Genomic DNA, 13642 nt, shown 5'->3' with positions numbered 1-13642 from the left:
CTCCCTTATGCCAACAATGCATAAGGGTTTTTTCATGAATAACATTTGATTAGATCGTAACCTTTCTTCTTGCGAGATTGAATCAGCAAAGAGGAGAGAATTTTCAATGAAGAAAAATGTTAAACTTCAATCGTTTATTACGATTGGCATGCTGAGCAGTATTTCGTTTTTATTAATGCTATTTAATTTCCCAATTCCACCATTCCCAGCGTTTTTGGAAGTGGATTTCAGTGATATGCCTGCATTACTAGCAGCCATAACAATGGGACCTGTAGCGGGGATTCTAGTAGAGTTATTTAAAAATGTATTGGATTGGATTTTCTCAGGCACGCCAACAGGAGTACCAGTAGGACATATCGCTAACTTCACGACAGGTATTTTATTTATTTTACCAGTATCCTTTATTTTTAAGCGTTTTAAAAACATTGGTGGTCTTATTGGAGGCTTAGCAGCAGGAACAATCGTTATGGCGGTTGGTATGAGTGTTCTTAACTATGCTGTATTTTTACCAATGTACACGTACTTTTTAGGGATGGAGCCTGTTGTAGGAGATTCATTATATAAAATGATTGTGGCTGGAATCTTGCCATTTAATATTGTTAAAGGTATTTTATTAACTGTTATCATGGCCTTATTATTTACAACTATGCGCAAATGGATAGATCGTCAGCGTAATATGTATTTAACGAAATAAGATTATATGAAACCTCGAGTGTGATTTGATATGCTCGAGGTTTTTTTATGGATTGAACGCTTGAATCAATAGATAGATTTGTCAACGGAACTTAATCTAGTCGAGCCTAGTGTTTTCATGTAGAATAAGAAAGAGTTTAGAAATGCTAGAGGAGTTTGAAGAGATGAGTGAAAAAAAGGCACAATGGTCTAGTAAACTAGGCTTTATTTTAGCATCAGCAGGAGCGGCAATCGGATTAGGGGCGATTTGGAAGCTTCCATATGTTACTGGTCAAAGTGGCGGTGGAGCATTTTTCCTAATCTTTGTTCTATTTACATTGTTAATTGGTTTACCAATGCTATTATCAGAATATATTTTAGGACGTGGCACCCAATCTGAGGCGGTCACTGCATATAAAAAAATTGCACCGACGAAAAGGGGCTGGGCATGGATTGGCCGCATGGGTGTACTGGGTTGTTTTTTATTATTAACTTTTTATAGTGTTGTGGGCGGTTGGATTTTTATTTATAGCGGTCTTGGTGTGGCTGGTACTGTTATTGATCCTGCTAATGATCCTAGTGAGCTATTTGAAAAGATTATTGGTACGCCTTGGATTACATTGCTAGGTTTAGGGTTATTTACGCTAGCGAATGTACTAGTGATATCTCTTGGAGTGCAAAATGGTATAGAAAAGGCTAATAAGTTTATGATGCCATTATTATTTATGATGTTTATAGTACTTGTTGTCCGAGCAGTAACATTAGACGGAGCGATGGAGGGTGTGAAATTTTTCTTATGGCCAGACTTCTCTAATATTACTGGAAGGGCTTTATTAGAAGCTTTAGGCCAATCCTTCTTTGGCTTAGCAGTAGGGTTTTCTTGTCTAGTGACCTACAGCTCTTATTTAAAAAAGGATGTGAGCTTACCTAACTCGGCGGGCTCGGTTGTACTTTTAACTGTACTTGTATCGTTTTTAGCAGGATTAGCGATTTTTCCTGTTGTATTTGCCTTTGATTTAGAGCCTGCATCTGGACCAGGCTTACTATTTATGGTGCTGCCTACAGCATTTAGCCAAATGCCATTGGGTGAAGTGTTCTTAGCGATGTTTTTATTACTATTTTTATTCGCAACATTAACATCTTCCTTCAGTTTATACGAAATTATTGTAGCGGCATTTATAGAAAAGGGGCGAGTGTCTCGCTCAGCATTGACACTGTTATTAGGTGTAATAGTCTTTATTGCTGCAATTCCAGCAGCATTGTCTTCTAGTACCTTAGCAGATGTATCATTCTTTGGGAAAACAATTTTTGATACGACAGATTTTTTAGTATCGAATTTAATGCTTCCGTTAGGAAATTTATTGATAGCTTTCTTTATTGCGCATGTAGCTGATAAAGAATTTGTGAGGAAGGAATTACTGATGGGAAGCCAAATGGGACAGGGGTATTATTCTACATATCGACTATTAATGTTAATTGTAGTACCTATAGTCATTCTTGTTGTTTTATTAAATATGCTTTTACAATATTAAAAAGCAGGGTGTATTCTATTTTACAGGAATACACCCTATTTTTTTATGAATAAAAGAACGTTAGCCTAAAACCTTCGCATTCTACGAAAACGGCTAACTGACCTGCCTCGTGCCGCTGCCGCTTTGCTTTCACGAAAAAAACATTTGCAGGTCTGGGCACAATTCAGAATCCGGACGCAATTACGCCAAGGCGAAATTGATAATGGGGGCAACGATAGGGTTAATATTCGTTAAGTGATAATTCTCCTAGCCAATCTTCTTTGATAATCTTTTTTGCTTGCTCTTCGCTGTTTGTAATAGGAAAAACTTTATCTACCTGCGAAATAGCGAATAAGTTGCGGATGAAATCATCGACGACAATAATGGCGATTTTCTTTTCTTTTATTGATATTTTTTTGGCAAAGTTAACGATCATACCAAAGCCGGTACTATCGATATTTGTTACCTTTTGCATATCGATAATATATCCATGCTTTGTTTCTAAATTTAGTGATTGAAGATCTTTTTTTATATCCTCAATCAGACCGTATTCTAAATCGCCAGTAAACGCAATTAAGATATAATCAGCCTTTGTGCCAATATCCATCGCAATTTTCTTCTGATTCATACTATAGCGCCTCCATTTTCCTTTTCATGTTTATGGATTAATTTATACTTGGCATTTCCATGATATGTGCCTGATAAGAGTGAAAGCTTTCCAAAGACTTTTTGAGCCTCCTCATCCGCTTTTTTCATTGTGGGAGTCGCCGTGTATTCATAATTGTTTTAATAAACTCCCATTGTATCTATAACACATCGTATCATGTTTATCCTTAATTAAAACTTAAATTTATTGACTTCGTTTTGTAATTTATCTGAAATTGTTGCTAATTCATCTGAGTTTTGTGTTATCTCTGCCACGGTAGCATATTGTTCCTCAGATGTAGCGGCGATTTCCTCTGTTGCAGCTGCAGAGTCTTCGATGATACGAGAAATGTCTTGAATAGCTTGTTGAACACCTAAGGAGTTGTCATTGACATGGGTAAATGCCATCTTCATTTGTTCAACACCTTTTTCTGTTTCCACAACTTTCTCCACGATCTCTTTTAAAGCGGTTCCTCCTTTGTTGATAATTGTTACTTGCTCCTCTACCGCAAGCAGATTACTTTCCATTGTGCGAACTGTTACTGACGTTTCAGCCTGAATATCATTAATGAGATTTGTAATTTGTCCAGATGCCATGCTTGATTGCTCAGCAAGCTGACGTACCTCTGAGGCAACAACCGCAAAGCCTTTTCCTTGATCACCTGCGCGTGCGGCTTCAATAGCTGCATTAAGGGCAAGTAAATTTGTTTGCTCTGCAATACCTGTAATCACCGTGATAATACCACCAATTTCTTCAGAGCGTTTGCCTAGTTTTTGAATAGAGTCCGTTGCATAAGACACTGTTTGCGTTACAGCACTTAAATGCTTGATGGCTTCATTAATCGCTTCTTCTCCTTTACGTGCAATATTCGATGATTCTATGGCACTAGTCAAAGTCATTTCCGCCTTTTTCAAACTACTCGATACTTCTTCAATTGTTTTTTGCATCATCGATACAATTTGCTCAGCTTGATCGGATTGTGTTGTTGTTCCAACTGCGATTTCATTCATCGTTAATGCAATTTGGTTAGAAGCCTCGCTAGTCTGGTGTGATGATTCTGCTAATGAGTGGGAGGAGTTAGCCACCTGGTTAGCGCTGCCAGCCACAATTGTTATTGTTTCAGTTAAGCGATCTTTCATATTACTAAATGCTTGTGCTAAATCCGTAATCTCATCTTTGCCTTTAGGATTTAATAATTTTACATTCAAATTTAAATCTGCAAGCTCTTGGGCATTTGAGCTTAGGATATTGATTGGATTAATGATTTGTCGTTGTAAAAACCAACTAATACCGACAATCAATAGAATAGCAATCCCTAAAGAAACTGCTACATTTTCAAGGGCTGATTTTGTTGCAATGCTTATATAAGGAGCTGTTGGAACGGCTGTTGCCCATACACCTATTACATCTCCTTTGCTATCTAAAATAGGGTCATAGGCTGCCTGATGCATGTTTCCTAAAACACTTGCCGAACCAATAAAGCGCTTTTTTTCTCCTAATACAACAGTGGCGACTTCGTCAGATACTTTAGTATTTAAGGCACGCTGTCCGTTTTCGACAATATTGGTACTAATTCGTGAATCATTTTGGAAAATTGATACGGCATTACCGTTTGTTAGCTCTCCAACTTTATCAGCAATGTCAAAATTCTCAACCATGTTGACATCGCCTTTATATAATTGATTATTTTTGATGGACCAATCTCCAGGGAATTTTGCGTTTAAATATTCATAGCTTACTTGAATATCTGATAGAAGCTTAGTATTTGCACTTTCTAAAAGATTCTTTTTCGCAACATAATAATTAATTCCTGCTAAAAGTGAAGTAAGAAGTAAAATACAACTAAAGATTAGCAGGCTTATTTTTTTTCGGATTGTCAGTTTCATTAAAACTCCTCCAATTATACTTTATAGGTGTGTTGTTGAACCTTATTTCACGTTATGATTTAAGTTGCTCGTTTTCATGAGCTAAGTAGAGTTGATATATATTTAAAGATTCATCAAAACCCTCTATTTTCATTTATATATATTCTTTTTGAGATACCAACTAAAAATTTTGTTTCAGAAATATGTTCAAACCAAATATCGTCAACCATATTTTTAACAAAAAATAAACCACGCCCACGATCTGAAAAATCAAGTTCATTTAAATCGTATTGAAGAACTTTACTCCAATCATTCTCAGCAATCCCTTTTGCTTCATCTGTAACGGTTACTTTTATTTCTTCATCGGATTGGCATACATGTATTTGAATTTCCTTTTCTGAGCATGCATCGATTTTTCCCATTGCTTCAACAGCATTTATAACTAATTCATGTACAACAAAGCGTAATTCTTTTTTATAAGGTAGATTATACACGTTTGCATAATTTTCCATAACTTGATCTACGAATGCTATTGCTTGTGTATCAGGATTTACATTGAGCGTGAATTCCATCACCAATCACCTACCCTGTAATGTAATTGTTATTGAAACTACTGTTATATCATCACTGTGATCATTTTCTAATAAATTGTACTTTTGAGAAAATTTTTGTAAGGCATAGCTATTTTCTTGTGAGGCATAGGAATGGAAAAAATCCATATCAATATTGTGTTGTTTATTTAATGTCAATAATCCATCCGTATAAAGTATAATACGATGCCAGCCGGATAAAGGAATTGTTTTTTTAGTGATTGGAATGGTAGGGAATAGTCCAAGAATAGGTGTGTTTGCTTGAAGAAATACTGTCTCTCCGTACTTTCCAAATAAAAAACCAGCTGGATGGGCTGCATTCACATAGTGTAATGTTCCACTTTTTGTATCAATAAGTATGTAGATAGCCGTCATTAAAAAACGGTCCATATCTTCATCAGAAAAAAGCTCATTAATTTGACGATTTAGCTCCCGAATGACTGTTACAGGATCGATTAATTTTGTAATCATACCTTTTAACAGAGATCGAACGGACATGGTAACAAGTGATGCAGCGATGCCATGCCCCATAGCATCATATAAAAGAATAGCCGTCAAATGTTCATTAATCCTAAACCAACAGTACATGTCACCTCCTAATGTATTGGATGTAACATAAAGTCCATCAATCTGTAGGTTTTCAAGATATAGTGGTGGTGATAAAGCGTTTTTTTGAAACTTTTTTGCCACGATTAGGTCTTTTTGAATCATACTTTCTTGTTGTCTTCGCAGTTTTGCTTCATTCTGATATTTTGTGGCAACTTGAATTCGGGTTTTAAATTGTGTGAAATCAAATGGCTTTAAAATAAAATCAAATATTCCAGCCTCAAAAACTCTATCAATCGTAATTGTTTTTTCATAAGTAGTAGCAAGAAGGATTGGGACATCAATCCAGTTTATTAAACTGTCAATTTGCTGACATATTTCTTCGCAATTTTTAAGTGTCAATTTTGCATCGAGAATAATTAATTCTAGATCTTCTTTCAAAGAATCTAATAAATAATTCATTGCTGCATCAGGGGAGGAAAAGCAATGAATATCTTTGATGTCTATACGATGAAAATATTTTTGCAGACGCAATACATCATTACTTACGCTGCCAATAATTAATACTGACATGCTTCCTACATTCACCGCCTTATGGATCTTTAACAGAAGATTTCTAGGAATTTTAAATATTCATATAACTATATTATATACGCCTTATTTACTTGGCTGATGAACAATATAGAAATTCTAATTTGCTATAAATTTACCAATAAATATGGCATTATACAAGACTATTGTGATATAAAATGCGGAAATATTATTTCTTATTTAAATTCCATAAAACAGACTATGAAAATCGCCGAAAATCTTCATAGTAAAGCCTTAATTCACGTGTAAAGGCAATCATAAATGAGAGCTCTATATATCTAAAAAAAAGATAAATATCTTCGAAAAAAACAATGTAATGAAAGTTGACATATGTATTGCACCTTTTTCATTTTTGATGTAATTTAAAAGCAGTTATTTATTATGGTGTCAACTAAAATTACATTGGAGTGGTGGAGAATGAAACATTATACGAAAGAAGATATTATACGCCGAGTGGAAGAAGAAAATGTGAAATTTATTCGCCTACAATTTACTGATATATTGGGAACAATTAAAAATGTTGAAGTTCCTGTAAGTCAATTAGAAAAAGCATTGGACAATAAAGTGATGTTTGATGGTTCATCCATTGAGGGCTTTGTACGTATTGAGGAATCGGATATGTATTTACGTCCAGATTTTAATACCTTTGTAATTTTCCCTTGGACAGCTGAAAAGGGCAAGGTAGCACGCTTTATTTGTGATATAGCAAGACCTGATGGTACACCGTTTGAAGGTGATCCACGCTCTAATCTAAAAAGGGTATTAAAAGAGATGGAGGAGCTTGGTTTTACTTCATTTAATTTAGGACCAGAGCCAGAGTTTTTCTTATTTAAGCTGGATGAAAAAGGGCACCCAACACTTGAATTAAATGATAGTGGGGGATACTTTGACTTAGCACCGACAGATCTTGGCGAGAATTGTCGCCGTGACATTGTATTAGAGCTAGAAGGGATGGGCTTCGAGATTGAAGCATCTCACCATGAGGTGGCACCTGGTCAGCATGAGATTGATTTTAAGTATGCCAATGCTATTGAAGCATGTGATAATATTCAAACATTTAAACTTGTTGTAAAAACAATTGCAGCGCAGCATGATTTACACGCAACTTTTATGCCAAAGCCATTATATGGCGTTAACGGCTCTGGAATGCACTTTAATTTATCTTTATTTGAGGGAAATAAAAATGCCTTTTATGATGAAAATGCAGAGCTGCAATTAAGCCAAACAGCGCGTAGTTTTATGGCTGGTATTTTTAAACATGTACATGGCTTTACTGCAGTCACGAATCCGCTTGTAAATTCCTACAAACGGTTAGTGCCTGGCTATGAGGCTCCTTGTTATGTAGCATGGTCTGCTCAAAACCGCTCACCACTTATTCGAATTCCGGCTGCAAGAGGGCTTTCCACACGCATTGAGCTTCGTTCTGTTGATCCTGCAGCAAATCCATATTTAGCGATGGCCGTTATTTTAGCATCAGGGCTCGACGGGATTCGCAATGATTTAACACCTCCAGACGCAGTTGATCGAAATATTTATAAAATGTCTCGGAATGAACGTGAATTAAATGGTATTGATAGTTTACCATCATCATTAGAATTTGCACTAATTGAATTAGAAATGGATCATACTGTACGTGAGGCACTTGGGGATCATATTTTTGAAAAATTTTCGACTGCTAAAGAAATAGAATGGAATAAATATCGTACACGCGTTCATAACTGGGAACGTGAAGAATATTTAAGAATGTATTAAAAGGAAGTGTTGGAGCTTTTTCGCTTCAACACTTCTTTTTCACTTGAATAGTTATATTATTTTTGTGACAAATCTTTCCTTTTAATTTAATATAAAAGAGGGGGAGGAGAATAGATGGTGCAAGCGACTCAAGTAGTAACAATCCAAAATAATGATATAGTAAATTTTGAAAATGATATTAATAACGCTCTTTTAGATTTAAGTGAATATTTAATAATCGATATTAAATATAATACTTTATATATTGGAGAACAGACTGTTATACATTCAGCTCTAATTATTTATAAATAAAGAAATTCATGACTGATTGAAAGGAGCATTTTATTTGTCAAAAATTTTTATGCTTTCAATTACTAAAAGAATAGATGATCGTGAAGAAACTCAAAGTGTAATGGAAAAAATATTTCCCAGGAAATCTGTGTTAAAAGAATTTCTAAAAAAAGAAGGTTATTGTAAGGCAGCGAAAAATCAATATATAAAAATTAAGAATGAATTGATATATGAGGCAGCCATAGAAAAAATAAAACTTTAAATAATGATAGTACCACTTAAAAAACAACATTAGAAATAAAATTAAGTCATGTTCATATGAGCATGATTTTTCTATTAGTTAATATAGACTTAAAAATGATTTATAACTTACTTACTGATACATAATTCAATTAGAATTTATTAAGTAAACTTTTCTTTAAAAATTATTAATATAGTAGTATGGATAAATCAGTCCAAAGATAGCATAAAAAAACAGGATTAAATACTGTCATTTCGTTAATCTATATACAAGGAGTGAGAGCAATGAGTTGGATTGAGTCGATTCAAAAGGCAATTAATTATATCGAAGTGCATTTATTAGAGGACATTACTATGGAGCAAATTGCACGAGAGGTTCATTCTTCAGTCTTTCATTTTCAACGGACTTTCTCAATTTTAACGGATATGTCCATTGCGGATTATATAAGACGTAGAAGATTAACATTGGCTGCGCAAGAGTTACTGAATACAGAGGAAAAAATAATCGATCTCGCCTACAAATATGGCTATGACTCTCCTGAAGCTTTCACAAAGGCATTCCGCAAGCAGCACCATATAACGCCAAGTGAAGCAAGAAAAAAGCAAGGCCCATTACAATCATACAATCGCCTGGTCATCCAGGTCAGTCTGAAAGGAGCAGAACCAATGAAGTATAGAATTGAAGAAAAAGAAGCATTTCAAGTAGTTGGGGTAAAAAGAACTTATAATTGTCAAAGTGGTGAAAATACGAGAGGGATTCCTCAATTTTGGAATGAAATGAACAATCAAAATTTTGATAAACAGTTGATTCAATTAAATAATGGAGATATTAAGGGTGTACTTGGAGTTTGTGTTCCTGATCCAAACTATCCACAAAATAGCCTGATTGATTATTGGATTGCTGCTGATTATGCAGGGGATGTACCAGATGATTTACTGGCAATGGACATATCAGCATCTAAATGGGTTGTCTTTGAAGTACATGGTCCTATGCCAGATGCAATGCAGAATACTTGGAAACAAATATATTCTGAATGGTTCCCATCTAATCCCTACGAACCGATAGGATCTGCAGAGCTTGAAGTGTATTCTGATGAGGATCCATTTAGTCCTGATTGTTATTCTGAAATTTGGATACCGATTAAGTAATAAGTAAATTGTAAAGACCAAGAATGTGATTAAATTCTTGGTCTTTACGAATTTATTGTATTAAAGCATAAATACTAATATCATCAGATGTTTCTGTTTCGGGTAATGTTCCTATATAGCTGAATTTCAACTTTTCTAGTACTTTTATGGAGTTTTTATTAGCAGGCTCAACCTTTGCTTCAATTTTTTTAATGTGTAAGGCGGTGAAGGCATAATGAATTAAAGCTGTAATACTTTCCTGCGCAAAACCCTTTCCCCAATAAGCTATCCCAAGCTCATAGCCAATTTCTGCGGTATTGTTCTCTTCATCAAATGAATTAAATCCACATGAGCCAATAATTTCCTGGGATGTTTTCTCAATAATTGAATAACGGATTCCTTTTTGTTCTTTCGCCAATTGATCAAGTATTGTAATCATCTCTTGTGCCTGTTTAACATCCGTTAAATTAATAATATTCATGTATTTCGTTACGTCTGGATCTGACCAAATTTGAAATAAATTATTGGCATCCTCTATTTTCATTTTTCTTAAATACAGTCTTTTTGTGTCAATTTGTTCTATCAATACTTTTACCTCCAAGTTTTTATCTTCATTCAGCAGAAGACTCTCACCTCTACAGGTGGTGAGATGAAAGCGGTGTTGGTTCCTTTTCAGTGGGTGTCGAAACACCTACTGAAATAGCGGAACTCAGTCTAAGAACGCCACGTCCTGTGGCAACGACTGAGTGACCAACCTCATGTCGGCCCAAAGTCTCCGGCGGATGTCACGGATTTTCAATGGAATGAATTGTGTAGGCACAATTCAAAATCCGGACACAATTACGCCAAGGCGAAATTGATTTTATTTGGATGAAAAATATTGCTATCTGCGCATCATTCAGTCCCTTCAAATTTTATACTAGATGTATTTTCAATATTAGACAATAGTTCTACTATTTACAATATACCTTATAATAATAAGGAAATAATAGAATTGGGGAAAAGAAAATGATAAAGGTAAAACCAGAGAATTTTTCGGCGATAAGAGAGACTATTAAAGAGGCACCAACATTTGTCTACAGCATACTGGATCAGATAATAGAAGGTACCATTTATGCAGACGATGCTGGCTATCATTCAATACTAGTACAGACAAAATCAGGAATATATTATGTTTATGGCGATTCGTCTTATGAACCTATGGTAAGTAAAATTGTTACGCTGCTACAAGAATCGCGTGAACACAAAAAACGCTTCACAATATTTACTTATTCAGACGATTGGAGCACAAAAATTAATCAACAATTAAAAGATTATGTTAAGAAAATAGAACGGTACACGTTTAGCTTTGATAGCAATATCTATAACAAGAGAGAAAAACGATATTTAATAGATTTTGAATGCTCTAAAATCACTCAACAACATATTGAACATAGTATAGAATTTACTACTCAATACTACAAAGAATATTGGGATACAACTAGTAATTTTCTTAAAAATGGTTTTGGTTTTTGTCTTCAACATGAAGGCAAAATGATTAGTGAAGCGGTTTCCATTTTTAAATCGATGCAATATGCAGAAGTGGATATAGTAACTGATCCGAGATATAGGGGAAAAGGCTTAGCAAACTTGATGGCAGAGACATTTATAGACTACTGCCTTTTAAACAATATAATACCTTGCTGGGATTGTGATATTGATAACCATGCCTCATATCATTTAGCTTTTAAGCTAGGCTTTACAAATCCAAAAAAATACACAGTTTATACTAAATTATAACTAACGTAAAAAAGCTCACGTACTGTGAGCTTTTTTCATTTTAAAAGAAGCGATTACGTACTTCGAAAATATTATAAAATAATTTAGCATCTCTAGCCATTTTATCATTTGTCTTCATATATGGTCGTAAGCAGTTTTGAAACAATTCATCACAATGTTTTGTACTACCGTAACGAGCATAGCATTCATCATGTAGCTTGCAACATGCATCTACAGCATTCGTTGGTGCACCTGGTCCTGAACAACCGGGTCCACAATATTTATAACCTGGGTAACAAAAACCAAGTTTACGCTGTCTGTTCATCATCTAACCCCTTTCTAAAAGAAATAGTTATTATAAAATATGAAATTTTAGTCTGAGAAAGGGGATTTAAAACTAGTAAAAGCGAAAAAATACAAGAATTATATGAATGCCATTCCGAATAATAATTTGTAAGGTTACTGTAAGCTTTAAAAAAAATACGTGTAAGGATGGAAAGCTATGATAGCAATAGACCAATAAATTAAAGGGCAATAGCACATCCTGCTGTCAATCAAATTCGACTTTTCGAGTAGGCATCACTTGTGCAAAAAAAGTTTGAAAGATAAGGAGTATTACTGTATGAACTCATCCGTTACACAAAAAGAAAGAATTATTTCCTTAGATATTATTCGAGGATTAGCACTGTTTGGCATTTTATTTATTAATGTGGCTGCCTATCAGGTAATCATAGAGGGGGGACCGATGCCTGACTATAGTGGAATAAATGGTCTAATCGATAGACTCATCGATATGTTTATTGAGAAGAAATTCTTTTCAATTTTTTCCTTCCTGTTTGGTGTAGGCTTTTATATTTTTACTTCCCGTGCAGAAGCTCGAGGTGATAAACCAAAATGGCGTTTCGCAAGACGTTTATTAGCCTTGCTTCTAATAGGCATTATTCATATTTTTATTTTCTGGGGTTCGATTCTTGCCATTTATGCCATAATAGGTTTCTTCTTACTACCTTTTTATAATGCAAAGGTTGCAACAATTAGTAAATGGCTCTTCACTATTATAACTATTCATGTGCTTGGTATTCTGGGACAAATATTTATGCCGAATAACGAGGCTCTATCAACTGCATTTAGTGTAGTTGGAAATGATGCAATGACTATTTTTATTATGTTTTTAACTGGCTTTTTAGTAGCAAAAGCAGGGTGGATTAGTCATGTAAGTGACTATTTCAAACATATAAAATGGATTCAATTTATAACGTTACCATTCTTTATAGGTATCTCCATATGTATTTGGTTTGCATCTCAAGGGGATAATGAAAATCTGCAGTTACTGATTGGCTTAGGCGTCATTCCAACCACTTATTTTTATTTGGCTTGTCTATTTACTATTTTGGAGAATGAAAAAATCGCCAAATTCCTTCAACCCATTGGCAGAGTTGGTCAAATGGCGTTTACCAATTATTTAGCTCAAAGCTTTATTGCACTAGGGATTATATCTTTAATGGGGCTCGAGGTTGTTTCGCCCTCAGATATCGTGTTAATAGCAAGCCTAGTTTTTGTGATTCAAATAATCTTTAGCGTTATTTGGTTTAAATTCTTTAAAATTGGTCCGTTTGAAAAGGTATGGCGCTTTATGACATATGGAAGAAAGGGCAATGAGAATAAAAAATAAGGCATATGATAAATCCCTAACAGCTAGTATTTAAGGCTGTTAGGGATTTTTATAATGATTAAAATGTTATGAGTTTCTTCTATTATATATGTGTGTTACTTTAATCTACTTTACCCTTTGGTTAATTAGAGCATTTCTGAAGTTGTTTTTGCTTGCATATGAAGCTGTAGGTAGTCTGGACCGCCAGCTTTTGAGTCTGTACCTGACATGTTGAAGCCGCCGAATGGTTGGTAGCCAACAATTGCACCTGTACAGCCACGGTTGAAGTAAAGGTTACCAACATGGAATTCTTCACGAGCTTTTTCTAAGTTCATACGGTTCTTTGTAATGACTGCACCTGTTAATCCATATTCTGTATCGTTCGCAATTTCAATTGCTTGATCGAAATCTTTCGCTTTTGC

15 protein-coding genes are annotated in these 13642 nt (G+C 34.7%); 8 read left to right on the top strand and 7 right to left on the bottom strand.

Features of this window, described 5'->3' with window-relative positions:
- Positions 1-106 precede the first annotated feature (106 nt).
- Positions 107-694, top strand: coding sequence for an ECF transporter S component (locus AC3WOM_RS08350; protein ID WP_427546730.1), 588 nt, complete (start codon positions 107-109; stop codon positions 692-694).
- A 163-nt stretch (positions 695-857) separates the two neighbouring features.
- Positions 858-2204, top strand: coding sequence for a sodium-dependent transporter (locus AC3WOM_RS08345; RefSeq protein ID WP_492446144.1), 1347 nt, complete (start codon positions 858-860; stop codon positions 2202-2204).
- 220 nt (positions 2205-2424) lie between these two features.
- Here AC3WOM_RS08345 and AC3WOM_RS08340 read toward each other — a convergent pair whose 3' ends face one another.
- The 4 genes from AC3WOM_RS08340 to AC3WOM_RS08325 all read right to left on the bottom strand — a co-directional run bounded on the left by AC3WOM_RS08340 (position 2425) and on the right by AC3WOM_RS08325 (position 6403).
- The gene (locus tag AC3WOM_RS08340) at positions 2425-2811 is read right to left on the bottom strand and encodes an STAS domain-containing protein (protein ID WP_427546735.1); all 387 of its coding nucleotides are present in this window, start codon (positions 2809-2811) and stop codon (positions 2425-2427) included.
- Between the two features lie 209 nt (positions 2812-3020).
- Positions 3021-4715: a methyl-accepting chemotaxis protein gene (locus AC3WOM_RS08335; protein WP_427546737.1), complete on the bottom strand. Its 1695-nt coding sequence runs from the start codon at positions 4713-4715 to the stop codon at positions 3021-3023.
- A 113-nt stretch (positions 4716-4828) separates the two neighbouring features.
- Positions 4829-5266 carry an ATP-binding protein gene (locus AC3WOM_RS08330; protein ID WP_492446142.1) on the bottom strand — a complete coding sequence of 146 codons (438 nt, stop codon included), beginning with the start codon at positions 5264-5266 and terminating at the stop codon, positions 4829-4831.
- Between the two features lie 6 nt (positions 5267-5272).
- Positions 5273-6403 carry a SpoIIE family protein phosphatase gene (locus tag AC3WOM_RS08325; RefSeq protein WP_427546743.1) on the bottom strand — a complete coding sequence of 377 codons (1131 nt, stop codon included), beginning with the start codon at positions 6401-6403 and terminating at the stop codon, positions 5273-5275.
- A gap of 435 nt (positions 6404-6838) precedes the next feature.
- Between AC3WOM_RS08325 and glnA the strand changes: the two genes are divergently transcribed.
- The 4 genes from glnA (at position 6839) to AC3WOM_RS08305 (ending at position 9832) form a co-directional block, all read left to right on the top strand.
- Positions 6839-8173, top strand: a complete 1335-nt coding sequence (gene glnA, locus AC3WOM_RS08320; RefSeq protein ID WP_492446139.1) for a type I glutamate--ammonia ligase — start codon at positions 6839-6841, stop codon at positions 8171-8173.
- Positions 8174-8287: 114 nt separating this feature from the next.
- On the top strand, positions 8288-8464 hold the full coding sequence (locus AC3WOM_RS08315; RefSeq protein ID WP_427546748.1) for a sporulation protein Cse60: 177 nt from the start codon (positions 8288-8290) through the stop codon (positions 8462-8464).
- 34 nt (positions 8465-8498) lie between these two features.
- Positions 8499-8705: a hypothetical protein gene (locus AC3WOM_RS08310; protein WP_427546751.1), complete on the top strand. Its 207-nt coding sequence runs from the start codon at positions 8499-8501 to the stop codon at positions 8703-8705.
- Positions 8706-8968: 263 nt separating this feature from the next.
- A complete protein-coding gene (locus tag AC3WOM_RS08305; RefSeq protein WP_492446137.1) occupies positions 8969-9832 on the top strand; it encodes an AraC family transcriptional regulator in 864 nt (287 codons plus the stop codon).
- 52 nt (positions 9833-9884) lie between these two features.
- Here the strand turns inward: AC3WOM_RS08305 and AC3WOM_RS08300 are convergent, their stop codons facing one another.
- Complete coding sequence (locus tag AC3WOM_RS08300) at positions 9885-10397, bottom strand: GNAT family N-acetyltransferase (RefSeq protein WP_492446135.1); 513 nt, start codon at positions 10395-10397, stop codon at positions 9885-9887.
- 422 nt (positions 10398-10819) lie between these two features.
- Between AC3WOM_RS08300 and AC3WOM_RS08295 the strand changes: the two genes are divergently transcribed.
- Entirely contained in the window at positions 10820-11590 is a 771-nt protein-coding gene (locus AC3WOM_RS08295) for a GNAT family N-acetyltransferase (protein ID WP_492446134.1), read from the top strand.
- A 40-nt stretch (positions 11591-11630) separates the two neighbouring features.
- On the opposite strand, the gene AC3WOM_RS08290 is transcribed toward AC3WOM_RS08295, so the two are convergent.
- Positions 11631-11894, bottom strand: a complete 264-nt coding sequence (locus AC3WOM_RS08290) for a Parvovirus coat protein VP1-like protein (protein WP_427546760.1) — start codon at positions 11892-11894, stop codon at positions 11631-11633.
- A 297-nt stretch (positions 11895-12191) separates the two neighbouring features.
- On the opposite strand from AC3WOM_RS08290, the gene AC3WOM_RS08285 reads away from it, so the two are divergent.
- Positions 12192-13241, top strand: coding sequence for a DUF418 domain-containing protein (locus AC3WOM_RS08285; RefSeq protein ID WP_492446131.1), 1050 nt, complete (start codon positions 12192-12194; stop codon positions 13239-13241).
- Positions 13242-13366: 125 nt separating this feature from the next.
- Here AC3WOM_RS08285 and AC3WOM_RS08280 read toward each other — a convergent pair.
- Positions 13367-13642 (bottom strand): aldehyde dehydrogenase family protein (locus AC3WOM_RS08280; RefSeq protein ID WP_492446129.1); only part of this gene is annotated, 276 nt, incomplete at its 5' end.

The organism is Lysinibacillus sp. FW301-JW8 (assembly GCF_058788755.1).
Note: the sequence above shows the minus strand (reverse complement) of the source record. Positions and strands in the feature narration are given on the sequence as shown.